16 protein-coding genes are annotated in these 17165 nt (G+C 32.1%); 9 read left to right on the plus strand and 7 right to left on the minus strand.

Features of this window, described 5'->3' with window-relative positions; all coding sequences use genetic code 11:
• The first annotated feature begins 97 nt into the window (after window positions 1–97).
• A complete protein-coding gene (locus PHC28_RS01545) occupies window positions 98–601 on the plus strand; it encodes a peptidase (protein ID WP_300096011.1) in 504 nt (167 codons plus the stop codon).
• A complete protein-coding gene (locus PHC28_RS01550) occupies window positions 602–2089 on the plus strand; it encodes a GH3 auxin-responsive promoter family protein (protein ID WP_300096014.1) in 1488 nt (495 codons plus the stop codon).
• 31 nt (window positions 2090–2120) lie between these two features.
• Here PHC28_RS01550 and PHC28_RS01555 read toward each other — a convergent pair whose 3' ends face one another.
• Window positions 2121–3374 carry an acyloxyacyl hydrolase gene (locus PHC28_RS01555; RefSeq protein ID WP_300096017.1) on the minus strand — a complete coding sequence of 418 codons (1254 nt, stop codon included), beginning with the start codon at window positions 3372–3374 and terminating at the stop codon, window positions 2121–2123.
• 293 nt (window positions 3375–3667) lie between these two features.
• Between PHC28_RS01555 and PHC28_RS01560 the strand changes: the two genes are divergently transcribed.
• The 3 genes from PHC28_RS01560 to PHC28_RS01570 are packed head-to-tail and all read left to right on the plus strand — an operon-like array spanning window position 3668 to window position 7646.
• Window positions 3668–4543, plus strand: coding sequence for a carboxypeptidase-like regulatory domain-containing protein (locus PHC28_RS01560; RefSeq protein ID WP_300096020.1), 876 nt, complete (start codon window positions 3668–3670; stop codon window positions 4541–4543).
• A gap of 42 nt (window positions 4544–4585) precedes the next feature.
• Window positions 4586–6268 carry a hypothetical protein gene (locus PHC28_RS01565; protein ID WP_300096023.1) on the plus strand — a complete coding sequence of 561 codons (1683 nt, stop codon included), beginning with the start codon at window positions 4586–4588 and terminating at the stop codon, window positions 6266–6268.
• 25 nt (window positions 6269–6293) lie between these two features.
• Window positions 6294–7646: an exopolysaccharide biosynthesis polyprenyl glycosylphosphotransferase gene (locus tag PHC28_RS01570; RefSeq protein WP_300096026.1), complete on the plus strand. Its 1353-nt coding sequence runs from the start codon at window positions 6294–6296 to the stop codon at window positions 7644–7646.
• Here PHC28_RS01570 and PHC28_RS01575 read toward each other — a convergent pair.
• From PHC28_RS01575 to PHC28_RS01590, 4 genes are all read right to left on the minus strand, one after another.
• The gene (locus PHC28_RS01575) at window positions 7643–8827 is read right to left on the minus strand and encodes a glycosyltransferase family 4 protein (protein ID WP_300096029.1); all 1185 of its coding nucleotides are present in this window, start codon (window positions 8825–8827) and stop codon (window positions 7643–7645) included. The two genes, PHC28_RS01570 and PHC28_RS01575, sit on opposite strands and share 4 nt — an antisense overlap.
• Window positions 8827–9912 (minus strand): non-hydrolyzing UDP-N-acetylglucosamine 2-epimerase, encoded by a 1086-nt coding sequence (gene wecB / locus PHC28_RS01580; RefSeq protein ID WP_300096032.1) that lies wholly within the window; start codon window positions 9910–9912, stop codon window positions 8827–8829. Before wecB ends, PHC28_RS01575 begins: the two co-directional genes overlap by 1 nt.
• Before the next feature lie 6 nt (window positions 9913–9918).
• Entirely contained in the window at window positions 9919–10446 is a 528-nt protein-coding gene (locus tag PHC28_RS01585) for an ORF6N domain-containing protein (RefSeq protein ID WP_300096035.1), read from the minus strand.
• Between the two features lie 78 nt (window positions 10447–10524).
• Window positions 10525–11838 carry a phenylacetate--CoA ligase family protein gene (locus tag PHC28_RS01590; protein WP_300096051.1) on the minus strand — a complete coding sequence of 438 codons (1314 nt, stop codon included), beginning with the start codon at window positions 11836–11838 and terminating at the stop codon, window positions 10525–10527.
• A 128-nt stretch (window positions 11839–11966) separates the two neighbouring features.
• Between PHC28_RS01590 and purD the strand changes: the two genes are divergently transcribed.
• Window positions 11967–13241, plus strand: a complete 1275-nt coding sequence (gene purD, locus PHC28_RS01595; protein WP_300096037.1) for a phosphoribosylamine--glycine ligase — start codon at window positions 11967–11969, stop codon at window positions 13239–13241.
• 30 nt (window positions 13242–13271) lie between these two features.
• Here the strand turns inward: purD and PHC28_RS01600 are convergent, their stop codons facing one another.
• The gene (locus tag PHC28_RS01600) at window positions 13272–13502 is read right to left on the minus strand and encodes a uracil phosphoribosyltransferase (RefSeq protein ID WP_300096040.1); all 231 of its coding nucleotides are present in this window, start codon (window positions 13500–13502) and stop codon (window positions 13272–13274) included.
• A 48-nt stretch (window positions 13503–13550) separates the two neighbouring features.
• Between PHC28_RS01600 and PHC28_RS01605 the strand changes: the two genes are divergently transcribed.
• Window positions 13551–14480 (plus strand): DUF6427 family protein, encoded by a 930-nt coding sequence (locus PHC28_RS01605; RefSeq protein ID WP_300096043.1) that lies wholly within the window; start codon window positions 13551–13553, stop codon window positions 14478–14480.
• Here the strand turns inward: PHC28_RS01605 and upp are convergent.
• Window positions 14475–15128: a uracil phosphoribosyltransferase gene (gene upp / locus PHC28_RS01610; RefSeq protein WP_300096046.1), complete on the minus strand. Its 654-nt coding sequence runs from the start codon at window positions 15126–15128 to the stop codon at window positions 14475–14477. The genes PHC28_RS01605 and upp overlap by 6 nt on opposite strands.
• A gap of 85 nt (window positions 15129–15213) precedes the next feature.
• On the opposite strand from upp, the gene PHC28_RS01615 reads away from it, so the two are divergent.
• Together PHC28_RS01615 and PHC28_RS01620 are read left to right on the plus strand one after the other, a co-directional pair.
• Complete coding sequence (locus PHC28_RS01615) at window positions 15214–15819, plus strand: DUF4254 domain-containing protein (protein WP_300096049.1); 606 nt, start codon at window positions 15214–15216, stop codon at window positions 15817–15819.
• A gap of 55 nt (window positions 15820–15874) precedes the next feature.
• Window positions 15875–16894, plus strand: coding sequence for a glycosyltransferase family 9 protein (locus PHC28_RS01620; protein WP_300096055.1), 1020 nt, complete (start codon window positions 15875–15877; stop codon window positions 16892–16894).
• The last annotated feature ends 271 nt before the right edge of the window (window positions 16895–17165 follow it).

Genomic DNA, 17165 nt, shown 5'->3' on the forward strand with positions numbered 1-17165 from the left:
AATTTGGTAATTTTTTCATTTGCCATAAATTTCAATTAGTAAAACGGCAAGTGATTTCAAGACTTTAATTATTATATTTGTAACATAAACTTATAAAATGCCAGAAAAAAGACTTAAAAGAAGAAAACTCCACAATAAATTATTCACAAAAAACCGTTTGGTTATTTTGAATGAGGATACATTTGAAGAACTTTTTTCTTTCAAACTGAATCTGATGAATGTTTTTGTAACGGTAACTATTAGTGCTATTTTATTGATTTTGTTTACCACTTATATTATCGCTTTTACTCCTTTGCGCGAGTTTATTCCGGGTTATTCTTCTTCTAAATTAAAAAGAGATGCCACCGTATTAGCTTTAAAATCGGATTCATTATCCAATGAATTAAAGAAAAACGAAGCCTATATACAATCGATTCAAAAAGTGTTGACAGGCGAATTAGAGTATGCAAAATTCAATAAAGATTCCATTTTAGCGACAAGCAGCGAAGCACCATCAAAAGTTGATTTATCGCCATCAAAAGAAGAATTAGAATTACGGGATCAAGTGGCAAATGAGGAAAAAACCAATCTTCCAAAAGAGAAGAAAAAAACAAAAAAATAAATGTCATTAAAACCTTTTTTTGCTAAAATTTTTGCCCGCTACATTTATCGAAAAACGCAACTTTGGGCAACAAATCCAATTGCAACGCAGCAACAAGTTTTCGAGAATTTAATTCGTCAAGCGAAAAAAACAAAGTTTGGTATTGACCATCATTTCGACCAAATAAAAATCTTCGAAGATTTTACCAAAAACGTTCCCGTTAGAGATTATGAAGAGTTGAAACCTTATATTGAAAAAGTTGTAAAAGGCGAGGAAAATATTCTTTGGAAAGGTAAACCGCTCTATTTTGCCAAGACTTCAGGAACCACTTCAGGCGCAAAATATATTCCGCTTACCAAGGAATCGATGCCATTTCATATTGAAGCAGCTCGAAACGCAATTCTGCATTATATTCACGAAACAGGAAAAGCCGATTTTGTCGACGGAAAAATGATTTTCTTACAAGGAAGTCCAATTTTGGAAGAAAAAAACGGAGTAAAATTGGGAAGATTATCCGGAATTGTGGCGCATTTTATCCCGAAATATTTACAAAAAAACCGAATGCCTTCTTGGGAAACTAATTGTATTGAAGATTGGGAAACTAAAGTTAATGCCATTGTCGAAGAAACATTCAACGAAGATATGACAGTGATTTCTGGAATTCCTTCTTGGGTGCAAATGTATTTCGAAAAATTGCATCAAAAAGGAGGGAAGCCTGTGGGCGAAATTTTTAAAAATTTCAAATTGTTTATTTATGGCGGTGTAAATTACGAACCTTATCGAGCCAAGTTCGAAAATTTGATAGGAAGAAAAGTAGATAGTATTGAATTATTCCCAGCTTCCGAAGGGTTTTTTGCTTATCAAGATTCCCAAAAAGAAAAAGGAATGTTGCTGTTGTTGAATTCTGGAATTTTCTATGAATTCATCAAAAGTGACGAATTTTATTCTGAAAACCCAAAAAGGCACACCATTGGCGAAGTTGAATTAGGAGTCAATTATGTTTTGATAATTTCGACAAATGCAGGACTTTGGGGATACAATATTGGCGACACAATTCAGTTTACATCTTTGAAACCGTATCGCATAATTGTTTCAGGAAGAATCAAGCATTACATTTCAGCTTTTGGCGAACACGTGATTGGAAAAGAAGTCGAAAGTGCTTTGCAAGAAGCCACAATTGGAACAACAATTCGCATCAACGAATTTACGGTTGCACCACAAATTACTCCAAAGGAAGGTTTGCCATACCACGAATGGTTTATCGAATTTGAAAATGAACCTGAAAATCCAGATGCTTTTGCGGAAGCATTAGACAACGCAATGCGCAAACAAAATATGTATTACGATGATTTGATTGTGGGTAATGTTTTGAGAAAAGTCGTTGTTACCAAAGTCGTTAAAAACAGCTTTCAAGATTATATGAAATCCATTGGAAAATTGGGTGGGCAAAATAAAATTCCTAGACTAAGCAATGATAGAAAAATTGTGGATTTGCTGAGAGGAGCTTAGAACTTCCTCGTTTTTATACTATTAAAAGGAATTAATTTTTACTTTTTGCTGCTTTCGGACTGTAAACATATCCAAAACTTAATTCGCTAAAATCAGCTTGCCCCAAATTTGCATTAATATTTGTGGCAAGAAATAGATTGTGAAGCGGCGATTTTTTTGTATTTAAGGCATAATATCGAAGACCAAGTCGAGTAGAAATTACATTCTTAAATTTGTCTTTTACCCCAAATTCTCTTGGATAATAGGTAAGACCATCATTTAATTGCCAATCCATTTTATAAGCTGGTTTATATAAGTTGACACCTAATTCAGCTTCTAAACTGATATGATTCATTAAAATCTCAAAATTGGAAAAAATTCCCAATGCAGATGAATATTGTATCGGAGCTTTTTTAAAATTTGGAAACTTGTCGTTTATAATTTGCCCATCTTCCTTGATATAATCGTAATAATCTTCGTAGAAATGATAATACAATCCTAATCCATATTTGTATGTTTTGTGTTTAATTTTTCCAAATGAAAATGAAGAAGTAAGCACACCCTTTTGAGCATCATAATTTCTTGACAAAACCTTTATTCCTATACCAAAACGTGTTGAAAAATAGTTTTGGACATCACGACCATTGTTCGTTTCGGCTAGTTTATTGACTAATATAGGTGCTTGTGTTTTAGGAAAATAAAGTTCGGTTTTTATTGTTGCTAAAGCAGAATTTAAACCATGATTGGGTAATCGTGTGTGTCCATTAGAAAAATGGGTTAGTCCAGCCCCTATTTTTATGGCATAGTCTTTTGTTTGTATAAGGCTGTAATACATAAAAACACGAAATGCCCATGTAATATGAGTGGTTATGCCATAATTTCCTGGATTTGTTACTTTATCAAATATAACTGTGGTATAGGAACCACCTAGACCTGCTTGAAAACGGATTCTTTTGGTAAAACTATCGAAAACACCGCAGTCAAAAAAAGGCATCAATGTTAATCCGACGCCAAGTTGTTTAGGATTTCCAAAATCAGAATAAGAAAACATTAATCCAGTTTTAGGATAATTTAAATGTTTTGCCCAAAGATTATTATCTCCGTATGTGGATATGCCATAAGTTAAATCAAAGCTTTGTTGCTGTTTGGAATCGGGAAAAATACTTAATGATGGAATTATTTTCCCTAAAGAATATCCCAATCCAATAAAGGAATAATTGCTATTGCTACTTGGTTTACTTTCTTGAGCTTTAACGGGAACATAATAAAAAAGAAGTAATAATGGAATAAATTTTTTTAAAAACATATTTTAAATAAGTATCGTATTATTTTACTTCAAAGAAAGTAAATAATTTTGTTTTTTTTGTATGAAGCATTATAATTTTATAGATACGTGTGCGTTTATAAATAATTTTGCAGGTATCGTAGAAAAATTTTTAAAATTAAGAAGCTTTAAATTATAGATTATTTTTAGGCGAATTTCAGTCTGGCAAAAATGATTTTCAATATGAAATGAAATCCATTGGAAAATTAGGAGGACAAAATAAAATTCCGAGATTGAGTAACGATAGAAAAATCGTGGATTTATTAAAATAAAAAATGAAAAAAACACTTTATTTTTTTCTATTATTTACCTGTTCAATTTCATCTCAAATAAAAGGAGTTGTAAAAGACAGCCTTACTGGAAAACCAATTCCGTATGTAAATATTTGGGTCGAAAACGAAAATGTTGGCTCAACTTCTGAGGAAAATGGAACATTTAATATCAACACTACGGTCAAAAATAAAAGTTTAATTTTTTCAACCTTAGGATACAAGAAGAAAATTATCAAGGCTTCAGAATCTTCAGAAGTTAATTTAACACCAATTGCTTATTCCTTAAATGAAGTTGTAATTTCGAAAAGCATTGGAACTAAAGAAATAGAAATTGGTAAAACCCATAGCGAAATTTTTCAAGCATTCGATAATGGACCAAAGATCGATACCAAATATTTCCCTTATTTTCCTGCTTATAAAAAAACAAAATACATCAAACAAGTTTCCATTTATACCGACAGTAGAATTGAAAATGCCATCATTAAAATTCACTTTTATAATGTTGATTCTGATGGTTTTCCTAGCGAAGAACTTCTTGACAAAGATTGCGTTGTTACTGTAAAAAAAGGAACAAGAACCAACCGATTTGATTTAACCGAATTTAATTTAAAATTTCCAAAAAACGGCCTTTTTGTAGGCTTTGAAAAATTGTTGGTAGAAAAAAACAAAGTCGAAAAAACCATTACAGATTTTAACACAAACATCACACAAACACAAAAAACCTATTATCCTTTTGTTCTTTATAATTATGTGGAAAGAGATTTTATTTATTCTTTTTCTGGAGGAAAATGGAATAGAAAATCAAAGGAAAACAATAACGACTCTCTGGGTAAAATGATGATAAATGAACCAGTAATAAATCTTATTTTAACCAACTAAACTATAAAAGCCTTACATTTGCAGGTTACAAAATAAAAACTAATGAAAGAAATAAAAAATATATCAAGATCAAGAGCGCAAGAATCATCGGCGGCAATCGAAAAAATGTACATCACAATGCGTCATTTATTTAACCGCGGTTTTTATAAACCAATGGGAGTTTCTGGCGAAACATTGCGCGAAGCATTGCTTTCTTTGCGACCAGAAATTTATGGAAATATAGGCGAAGAAAAAGTAGAATTGAATGGGCTTTTATATGTTATAGAGCGTCTCCCGGTTGGAATTGAAGAATGTAGATTTATCAATTTAACTTCAGACGAAGGATATTCGAAATCACATTTTCAAGCAATAATTCCTCCAAAAAGAAAAAGAAATTGTTATCGCATTGACGAAGAACAAATGAATGTCGAAATTACCCGTGGACGTTCGGACATTTATGATATTTTGACGCATTTAACGTTCATTTTCATTGAATCTCACAAGATAAGAAACAGAGTTTTATTGGATGATGCTGGCGAAGTTTCTCGTGATTGGCAAAAATTAGAAATAGCAGTTTCACAAAAAAAGAAACTTACACAAATAGAAAAAGAGAAAGCTGTATCACACGCTGCCAATATTCTTGGAAGAACTTTTATAGAAGTTTTGGATATTTATGATGCCTTTGGAACTGAATTATCACCAGATCGTTTTTTACACGTTATTTATTGGTTGGGAAAATTAGCCATCGAAGAAATTGTTGATGACAATAAAAGAACAATAACTTTTAGTCCAATTTTAAGAGAAAGGCTTGGACATCATATTCACGGCGAAATTTGGGCAACTAATATCAAGGAAGTTTTAAAAGAAAACCAACTTTTAGACCGTCCAATTCATATTATTAGTGCCAATATGCACAGCGTTATGAATTCCATTTTTGCCACAACTGTCTTAAAAACCAAGTTTAAAGACAAATCAGATTTCTTTATTTATGAAGAATTGAGTAAATCAGGGGCTTATGAAGTAAGAGATAAAGTAGAGGAATTTGCAAAAAAATACGGAATGATTTCAGTTCCAGATGCTTCTGGAACTAACATCGATGTTCAAATTTTTGACACAGCGAAAATTGATTGGGCAAAATCATCTTTTCCAACAGCTAAAACAGGAGCTAAAAAACCGGTAATTATTGTTATGGATTATGCTTTTGGCGAACAAGCTTATGAAACTATCGATGAATTATTGAAGCCTTTCAAGAAAAATAACAGTTTAATTAATGTTGAATCAGTTTCCATAATGGGAAAAGCTGGAATTCTAGAAGGTGGAAAAGGCGATATAATGATTCCGACAGCTCACATCAATGAAGGAACAGCGGACAATTATTTCTTTAATAACGAATTAAAAGCAGCAATGTTTGAAGGAAATGAAATTGCCGTTTTTGAAGGTCCAATGGTTACTGTTCTAGGAACTTCTTTGCAAAATAAAGATTTATTGAAGTTCTTTCACGAATCGACTTGGGGAGTGATTGGACTGGAAATGGAAGGCTCTTATTATCAAAAAGCCATTCAATCTGCATCAAAAATCAGAAAAAGTATTCCTAAGGATGTGAAAGTGAGATACGCTTACTATGCTTCTGATAATCCTTTAGAAACTGGAAGCACATTAGCTTCAGGCGGATTGGGAACAACAGGTGTGAAACCCACATATTTAATTACCATCAAGATATTAGAACAAATTTTTAATGTAAAATGAAAGATTTTTCTAAACACATAAATTAGTGAAGACTAAAACAGGAAGGTATTCAGGCTACATTCGCCCTTTTTCTTATTTGATTGATTTAATTATCATCAATGTATTGGCTCATTATATTATGCCATTTCATACAAATGAAATCTATTATTCAGTTTTCATAAGTTCTACCTGGTTTATTATTGCTGCTAATCTTGGTTTTTATGAGGTGTATCGATATACTAAGGTTATTGCAATCTTAAATTGTACCTTAAAACAAGGAACTATTTTCACCTTATTTTGTCTTTTTTTAGAATATTTCTATTCCGAAACAGGCAATCAAAAAAAGGTGGCTTTGTTTGTCTTTACCGCCCTGTTCTTGATAGTATCATTTAAGCTTTTTATTTATTATTTTCTTAGAAAATTCAGAGTATTATTTGGCGGAAATTTCAGAACTGTTGTATTGTTGGGTAACTATAAAAACATTAATCCATTAAAAATGTTTTTTACTGAAAACCCAGATTATGGCTATAAATTAATTAAAATATTTACTTTAGAAGAGCATAAAAAACAACGAATTGACGAATGCCTTTCCTTTGCTTTAGAGAATAAAACAGATGAAATATATTGTTCAATGACCGATTTATCAGATAGTCAAATAAATAATATCATAGATTTTGCAGATAATAATCTAAAGACCTTAAAATTTATTCCTAATGAAAAGCAAATTCTTTCAAGGAGTGTAAAGTTCGAATACTATGATTATATTCCTGTTATTTCCTTGAGAAACATTTTGCAAGACGAAACTTTAAATAAAATCATTAAACGTGTTTTTGACATTATTTTTTCTATGATGGTAATCATAGGTTTGTTGTCTTGGCTAACACCAATTTTAGCTTTTTTAATCAAATGGGAATCAAAAGGACCTGTATTTTTTATTCAAAAAAGAAACGGACTCAATTATAAAGAGTTCAATTGTTATAAATTCAGGTCGATGGAGCTAAACGCCCAGGCAGATTTAGAACTTGTTTCTAAAAATGATGTTCGAATAACCAAAGTGGGCAGGTTTATAAGGAAAACTAGCATTGACGAACTCCCTCAATTTTTCAATGTTTTATTAGGTGAAATGTCAGTAGTACGACCAAGACCCCACATGGTAAGTGTGGCAAACTTATATGCTTCAAAAGTAGATAAATTTATGGTTCGTCATTTTGTTAAACCTGGAATTACAGGACTTGCGCAAACAAATGGCTACCGAGGGGAAGTAGAATCAGATGAAGATATCATCAATAGAGTGAAATATGATATTTTTTATATGGAAAACTGGTCCATTTTATTAGACATTAAAATCATCTTTATTACACTCTTTAATATGTTAAAAGGGGATGAAAAAGCATATTAAAACACACCTTTTTTAATCAACTCTTTTATTTGATAATTCAGATCAAAATTGGTTTGAGCGTAATCAAAAATCTGTTTTTTCATCATTTGAATTTGGACTTTACCTGTTTTTGAGATTTCAATTAAAAATGAATTTAAACTTTCAAAATTTCCAACTTCTGCAACCCAACCTAAAGTATTTTCTTTAACAATGGTTTCACCTTCGCCACCGCCAAAATAAAGTATCGGGAATCCCAATGCACCATATTCGAATATTTTTGAAGGGACAGAGCCGTAAATTCTTGTTTTTAGAGGAACAATAGCAATGTCAAAAGTTTGTAGTTTTTCGTGAAGCATATCGCGTTCTAGCATTCCGTGAAAAAAGATTTTTTTCTGTGGATTTTGCTTAATCAGTTCTTCTATTTGAAGTTTTTCAGCACCGTTACCAAAAATATGTAATTCAATATTTAAACCTTCTAATTCTATTTTTTGACATAATTCAAAAACGCCTTGAGCCACACCCAACAATCCTGCATAGAAAAGTTTTATAGGTTCGTTTACATTAGTTATTAAATCCATTTCCGAAGTTTGATGATCAGGAAAATTGCGATACAAATGGCATTCTTTTTTTGGAAATAGCGATTGAATATGTGTAATTATTTCATTGGATTGACCAAATATTAAAGTAGCTTTCGAATAAATAAACTGTTCAAAAAACAAGGAAATTTTATGAGAAAAACTATTTTTTTTAAGCGCATTTAATTCAATTGCTGCCAACGGCCAAAGGTCTGAAACATTCAAAATTATTTGTTTTTGCTTTAGCGAAAGCACAAAAACAGAGATAAAAGACAACAACAATGGGGGCGATTGAACAATGACTTTTTCAGGTGTTTTTTTAAACAATAAATAGAAAAAAAGCACACTTGAAAATGACAAAATGGAGAGTGTTCTTTTAAAGATATTTTTGCTCACACTCGGATAAATCCAAAGCCGTTTCACGGTGATATTCTGAAGATTTTCAGTTACTGAAAACTTGCCTTTGTATTCTGGAAACAACGCTCCTTTTGGATAATTTCCCAGCGGACAAATCACGGAAACGTGGTAATTGTTTTGATTTAATTTCAGAGCTAACTGCTCAATTCTATTAGCGGCAGCTCCTTTTTCTGGCGGATAATAATTTGATATAATTAGGATTTTGCCCATTATTTTTCAAGTAGAATATCAATAATTCTTTCTGAAGCTTTCCCATCCCAAAGTTCTGGAATTCCACATTTTTTCTTTCCATTTTTCAAAAACGCTTCAAAATCTTTTTTCAAATTTTCGACCGAAGTGCCCACCAAAGTATTAGTTCCAATGCTTTGCGTTTCGGGTCTTTCAGTATTATTTCGCATCGTAAAACAAGGAATTCCAAGAACAGTAGTTTCTTCCGAAATTCCTCCAGAATCAGTAATTACGGCAAAACTATTTTTGATGAGGTACATAAAATTCAAATAACCTTGTGGTTCCACAAAAAGAATGTTTTTCAATTCCAAATTCGTTTCGCCCAAAATTGCTTTTGTCCTTGGATGAATCGGAAAAACCACTTTTTTGTCGCCAGCCAGTTTATCAATTCCTTGGAGTAATTGAATTAGCGATTGTTCTTCGTCAACGTTTGACGGACGATGCAACGTAAGAATGATGTAATTTCCAGTTTCCAATTGGAATGCTGTCCAAAAAATGGGTTCGAAAATTCGATCCAAATTTTGGTATAAAGTATCAATCATTACGTTGCCCACGAAATGGATGTTAGTTGCATCAATACCATATTTCAATAAATTTTCGGATGCTGAGGTTGAGGTTGTAAAGAAATAATCCGTAATACTATCAGTGACAATTCTATTGATTTCTTCAGGCATTGTCATATCGCTAGAGCGAATTCCTGCTTCGACGTGAGCGACTTTTATATTTTGTTTTTTGGCTACAATAGCGCAAGCCATCGTCGAATTGACATCGCCAACCACCAAAACCAAATCACAAGGATTGTGTTGTAATTCTTTTTCAAAAGCGACCATAATGGCTCCAGTTTGTTCCGCTTGTGAACCACTTTTTACTTCCAGATTACTGTTGGGTTTTGGGATATTCAACTCCTCAAAAAAAGTATCGCTGAGGTTTTTGTCATAATGCTGACCCGTATGCACCAAACGAAAGGAAACATTCACTCCTTCGTTTTGCTTTTTTTCAATCGCCTTGATGATCGGTGCGATTTTGATGAAATTAGGTCTTGCGCCTGCGACTATGGTGATTTTCATTAATTGTTATTTTTTGTAACCAATTTTTGTTCTTGGTTTTTCATTTTCTTTTTTCTCGGTCAATTCATCTAAATAAGAAAAAACTAACTCAATATTTTTGTCGTGGTTTTCTAATTTTTTCTGTATTTGAAGAATATCTATTTTCAAATCAGTGGTGTCCAAAAGCATTTGTCTTACTTTTGAAAATATCCGCATAATTTGAATATTGGTTTGAATGGCTTTATCACTTTTCAAAACACTTGATAACATAAGTACACCGTGTTCTGTGAATGCCATCGGTAAATAACGTAGACCCATCTTATCAGAATTGGAGGTCACAAATTGTGATCTCCAATTTTCAAACTCTGATTTATTAAGTTCAAACATAAAATCTTCGGGAAATCTTGATATATTTCTTTTTACCGCTTGTTTTAAAATTCTTGTTTCAATTCCGTAAAGTGCTGCTAAATCACGATCAAGCATCACTTTTTGGTTTCTAATAAAGTAAATTTTATTAGAAATTAATTCTTCAGAAAGTAGTATTTCGTTTTCCATAAATTATATTTTAATAATTCTTTAAGGTCACAAATTGTGACCTTAAACATTTTGATGTCGCAATTTGCGACTACAAGATTATTTCATCAACGAAACAAATTGTTTTAATTTTCCGCTTTTGCTTCGTTCTAGTTTTTCTTTTCTGACGAATGTAAAAACCAATCCTTTTTCCAAATATAAGGCAATAGCGTCTTCAATTTTGTGGATTTGTTCCAAATTCAATTCGGTTTTGCTCACATATTCAATATCAAAAGTATCAATTTTTGTTTGTTTGATGATAAATTCTTTTACGTTGCCATCGTCTTCGATGATACTTTTGGTTACATAGTAAAAAGTCAATCCAGGCGATTTTTTCCCGCTTGGTAAAATGGCAATATCATTGGTTCGACCAATTAATTTTTTAAGAATTGGTTTTTTTGGCGTGCTTTTCTCATCCAAAATTCCAATGTCGCCAATGTCGTATCGAATAAACGGATGCGCTTTGTTGAACAAGGAAGTAATCACGATGCGACCTTCTTTCCCGTAAGGCAAAACAATATTGTTGTCGTCCAAAATTTCCACAAAAAGTGTTTCGGAATTTACTTGCCATTCGCCGTCCCGATTTTGAAAAGCAATCAAATCCAATTCCGAAGCTCCGTATTCATTGACAACAGGAATGCCAAATTGTTTTTCCAACAGGATTTTGTCTTCCTCAAAAAGCATTTCGGAAGTAACGACACAGACTTTCAAAGTCGGACAAATTTCTTTTAATACAATTTTTTTTTGCCGTAAAAACTTGGCAAACAAAACGATGGAACTCGTGTAACCGTTGATATAATCGAATTTTTTAGATTTGAATTGTTGCAAAAAACCTTCTAAAACATCGTCAGACATATTGAAAATCGAAAATCGAAAACGGTGAAGCAGAAAATCTTTGAAACGTTCTTTTCTGTTGCCAATAAAATCCAATGGAATTCCGTAAAATCGAGCTTGATAAGACGAATTGAAATCAATTCCGTGCCAACCAAATCGATTGATGATGTTGGCCCAAGTTAAAGCGTGTGAGAATTTGTCTTTGGCAAAAATAAAAGGATCACCACTGGAACCTGAAGTTTTATTGATATACACATTTTTCAAAGAAAAACCTTTTGAAAGCCTTTCAATCAAAGGTTTCTGAAAATCTTTCTTAGTCATTATCGGCAAATCATTCCAATTTTGAAAATTAGTTTTGCCAGCAAGCTCTTGATAGGATGAATTATTTTTTAAATGATAGTCAACAATTTCCTTTTTTTTATTTTCAATAAAAATTTCAAATTCTTGTTCGGGAATAGATTGAATTTTTCGCAATTCGGCTTTGGCTTCTTTTATCGGAAAACCATTTAATTGAAGCGATATGTCGAAGAATCGAAACATTTTGTGAATATATTTCATCAAAAATAATATTTACCAACAACTAATGACCTACAACCAACAACTTTTTAAAAATTAATTATTTTTTAAGTCTAAAAGCAATTATTTTTGCCAAACTTAACAACAACACAATGACAATTTTACTTTTAGGTTCAGGAGGAAGAGAACACGCTTTTGCTTGGAAAATGATTCAAAGTCCACTTTGCGACAAACTTTTTGTAGCACCAGGAAATGCAGGAACAGCTTCAATAGCTAATAATGTTAATATAAGTCCAACGGATTTTGATGCTATCAAAGCTTTAGTTCTTGAGGAAAAAGTTGAAATGGTGGTTGTTGGGCCAGAAGATCCATTGGTAAAAGGGATTTTCGATTTTTTCAAAAATGACGAAAGTTTAAAGGATATTCCGGTTATTGGACCATCAAAATTAGGTGCAACTCTTGAAGGAAGTAAAGAGTTTGCCAAAGAATTTCTTTTCAGACACAACATTCCAACTGCGGCTTATGATAGCTTTACAGCTGAAACAGTAGAGAAAGGATGTGATTTTCTAGGAACATTGCAACCTCCTTATGTTTTGAAAGCTGATGGATTGGCTGCAGGAAAAGGAGTTTTGATTATTCAAGATTTGGCGGAAGCCCAAGATGAATTGAGAAATATGTTGGTTGGTCAAAAATTTGGAGACGCCAGTTCAAAAGTGGTTATCGAAGAATTTCTAGATGGAATCGAATTGAGTTGCTTCGTTTTGACCGACGGAAAAAGCTTTAAAATATTGCCAACAGCCAAAGATTACAAACGCATTGGCGAAGGCGACACAGGTTTGAATACAGGCGGAATGGGAGCGGTTTCTCCAGTTCCCTATGTTGATGCAGTTTTGATGGAAAAAATCGAAACACGAATTGTAAAACCAACAATCGAAGGTTTTCAAAAAGATGGAATTGAATATAAAGGGTTTGTTTTTATTGGATTGATCAATGTGAATAACGAGCCAATTGTAATCGAATACAATGTGAGAATGGGCGATCCAGAAACGGAAGTGGTTGTTCCTAGAATGAAATCGGATTTGGTGGAATTGTTTTTGGCCGTTGCCAATGAAAAACTAGACGAATTCGAACTTGAAATTGATGAAAGAAGTGCTACAACTATAGTAGTTGTTTCTGGCGGTTATCCAGAAGATTTTGAAAAAGGAAAAGTGATTTCTGGACTTTCAACTATTGAAGATTCGATTGTTTTTCACGCAGGAACGAAATTAGATAACGGCAATGTGGTAAGCAATGGCGGAAGAGTTTTGACGGTGACCTCTTTTGGAGATAATTTTGAAGAGGCCATAAAAAAATCTTACCAAAACATAGGCAAGCTACATTTTGATAAGATGTATTTTAGAAAAGACATTGGGAACGATTTAAAATAGTTCCCAATGGGGTTTCAATTTCTTAAATTATTATTTCAAGAAAGAATGAGCCGTTGTATCTTGGTTTTCTTCACCGTTATTTTCGTGTAAAACCAATTGTTTGCACCAATATACGATAGCCACGGCACAAATTGCCATAAAAATCCAGTTGATAGTATTGGCAGCAAACCAACTTTTAAGCTCTAATGTTCTTAAAAAATTATGTAAGGCAAAAAAAATGTTTTCAAATAACCATTGAATTCCTTCAAAAAATGCTCTCATCTTTGTACAAGTATTATATTTACAATCGCAAAAGTATAAAATATCCTTATGATAACAAGTGTTTTTAAAAAATCTACACCAATAAATTTAGTTTTGGTAGTAATTTTGATGCTGGTTTTCTTTTTAATCTATCAGTTTCAAGATTTGATATGGGCGAATTCTGTATTATTAATTTTGAAGAAAATAGGATTATTTGTGGTATTGTTGAGCTCTATTTTTGTTATTAATTTCATTGCAAAGAAAAATGGATTAAGCAAAGACAGTAGCTACATTATATTTTTCTACTTCTTATTTTTACTTTTTTTTCCTTCGCTACTTAACGATATTAATTTAATTATTTCCAATTTTTTCGTCTTGTTAGCTCTTCGAAGGTTAATTTCCTTGCAATCGCTGAAGGCGTCAAAAGAAAAAATATTTGATGCATCGCTATGGATTTTTTTGGCATCATTATTCCATTTTTGGAGTATTCTGTTTATGATATTGGTTTTTATTTCAATAATTTTTCACGTCGCCAGAGATTATCGAAATTGGGTTTTGCCTTTTATAGCTTTTTTTGTTGCAGGAATAATTTCGATTCTATTATCAATAATTTTTTATAAAAACCCAGTTAGATTCATAAATACAAATGCAGCAATCAATTTCAAAATAGATTATTTTACCAGTAATTATCAAAACGGAGCTTTGTCAATTTATGCTACAATTGCTTTGTTTTTTGTTATTTCAATGCTTGTTTCATTATCCAATCGACCGCAAGTGCTACATACCTCTTTTAAAAAAATCATTGGATTCTTTTTTATTGGAGTTTTGATTTTTGTTGTTTCTTCTAACAAAAGCAATGATTTATTGGTCTATACAATTGCGCCTTTATCAATAATGGCGACAAGCCATATCGAATTGAAACAGCCAAAACTTCAACAGGAATTGATTTTATTTGTGCTTATTGCGAGTAGTTTATTTGCTTTCTTTTCGCAATTATAATTTATTACCGTAGGCCAAATCTCCAGCGTCGCCAAGTCCAGGAACAATATATTTTTTCTCGTTCAATTTTTCGTCCAAGGTTGCAACCCAAAGATGACAACTATCAGGCAAATGTTTTTCGAGATAGGCAATTCCTTCTGGAGCAGCGATAATTACTGCAATATGAATTTCTTTTGGAAGTCCTTTTTCCATTAATTTATTAAAAACGGCAACCATTGATTGTCCTGTCGCAAGCATTGGATCAATCAGCAGCAAGGTTTTGTTTTCAATATTTGGAACCGCTTGATATTCAACTAAAATATCAAAATAATCATCATTGTTTGGATGATGTCTATACGCTGAAACAAAACCATTTTCGGCATTATCAAAGTAATTTAAAAAACCTAAATGTAATGGCAAACCAGCTCGAAGAATCGAACATAAAACTAGCTTATCCTCAATTTCTGTAGTTTTTTTTATTCCCAGAGGAGTTTGAATTTCGACATTCTTATAATGTAAATCTTTGCTCAATTCATAAGCCATTACTTCGCCAATGCGTTCAATATTTCTTCGAAAACGCATGCTGTCGTGTTGAACATTCACATTCCTGATTTGACCAAGAAAGTGATTAAGAATACTATTGTCGTCAGATAGATAATGTGTTTGCATTGTTTTAAATTTGAATTAAACTTCTTAAGTTTTTAATAGACTATAAAAGTATAAAAAGTATCTTTGTTTTCTAATATAAAAAAATATGTTTTCTAAATTAGCTTATTCCGTTTTTGAACAAAGTATTCAAGATTATCATTTATTTGATAATGTAGATCAACCCATAAATAATCCTTTTCCGAAGGATAAATTTGAGCATTTATTATATGTGAAAAATTGGATTGACACAGTACAATGGCATTTCGAAGATATTATTCGTGATCCAAATATTGACCCAGTTGCAGCATTAACTTTGAAAAGAAGAATTGATGCATCCAATCAGGAAAGAACCGATATGGTGGAGTATATTGATGGTTATTTTCTAAATAAATACAGTCAGGTTAATGTAAAGGAAAATGCTAAAATCAATTCAGAAAGTCCCGCTTGGGCATTTGACAGATTGTCTATTTTAGCTTTGAAAATTTATCATATGAATGAAGAAGCTACAAGAGATGAAGCTTCGCAAGATCATAGGGATAAATGTCAAGAAAAACTAAATGTTTTGTTAGAACAAAGAACCGATTTGTCGACAGCAATTGATGATTTACTAAATGATATTGAAAAAGGAGATAAATTTATGAAAGTGTACAAGCAAATGAAAATGTACAATGATGATGATTTGAATCCGGTTTTGTACCAAAACAAGAAATAATTTAGAAGGCTTGTCAAAACCAATAAAACATATCGCGATAATTCGTCTTTCAGCAATGGGAGACGTCGCTATGACGGTTCCAGTACTATTAGCTTTAGTAAAACAACATCCTGAAGTTAAAATCACGGTAGTTTCGAGAGTTTTTTTTAGACCTTTTTTTCAGAACATTCCAAATGTTGATTTTTTTACTGCTCACGTTCATCACGAACATAAAGGGTTGTTGGGATTATTCCGTTTGTACAAAGATTTAAAGGCGAAAGGAATTACTGAAGTTGCTGATTTGCACAATGTTTTGCGTTCGAAAGTTATCCGAACTTTATTTGCATTTAGTGGAATAAAAACAGCATTTGTAGATAAAGGGAGAACTGAAAAAGCCGCCTTGACACGCTCTGAAAACAAAATTTTCAAACAATTGCCTACAATGTTCGAAAGACACTCAATCGTCTTTAAGCAATTAGGATATCCAATTGATTTGAAATCCAAAGAGTTTGGGTCAGCTTTTCTTAAAAAGCAAGATTTAGATATAGAAACCATTCGATTAATAGGAGAATTTCCGAAACCAATTGGAACCAATTGGATTGGTATTGCACCATTTGCACAATATGACTCTAAAGTATATCCGCTGGATTTAATGCAGGAAGTAATCGATAAATTAGCCGAAAACAAAGGCTATAAAATTCTTCTTTTTGGAGGCGGAAAAAAAGAAAAAGAGTTATTAGATTCGCTTTCAAAAGACAAAGAAAATGTCATTAACATTGCTGGAAAAATAAATTTAAAACAAGAATTACAACTCATCAGTAATCTTGACGTGATGCTTTCTATGGATTCTGGGAATGCCCATATTGCTGCAATGTATGGATTAAAAGTAATTACACTATGGGGTGCAACTCATCCTTTTGCAGGATTTTCGCCGTTTAATCAACCAATTGAAAATGCTTTGATTTCGGATAGAAATTTGTTTCCAAAAATCCCCACTTCAGTTTACGGGAATAAAAAAGTGGCAGGTTATGAAAATGCTATGAGGACAATTCCGGTTGAGAAAATAGTTTCTAAAATCATAGAGCAGTTGGATTAGAGTTTCATTTGTTTTTTCATTTTCGAAAAATTTCACACTTTTTCTCTAGATAATTTATGAAAGTTTTAGAATTTTAAATGAAGTTCAAAGCCATTTTATTGTTTAATTTTGATTTTAATGAAATAATTAATGGTCTGTAATGATATCAAGTTCCATTTCTTATTAACTTTAGCATAAAATTCGACGAATAGGAAGGTCGAAATTATAAATTTATTTATTCACATTTTAATATTAAATAGTTATGGTAGTACAGTATCAAGGGGAACAAAAA

Source organism: Flavobacterium sp., assembly GCF_028712645.1.
In the GTDB taxonomy this organism is placed as follows: domain Bacteria; phylum Bacteroidota; class Bacteroidia; order Flavobacteriales; family Flavobacteriaceae; genus Flavobacterium.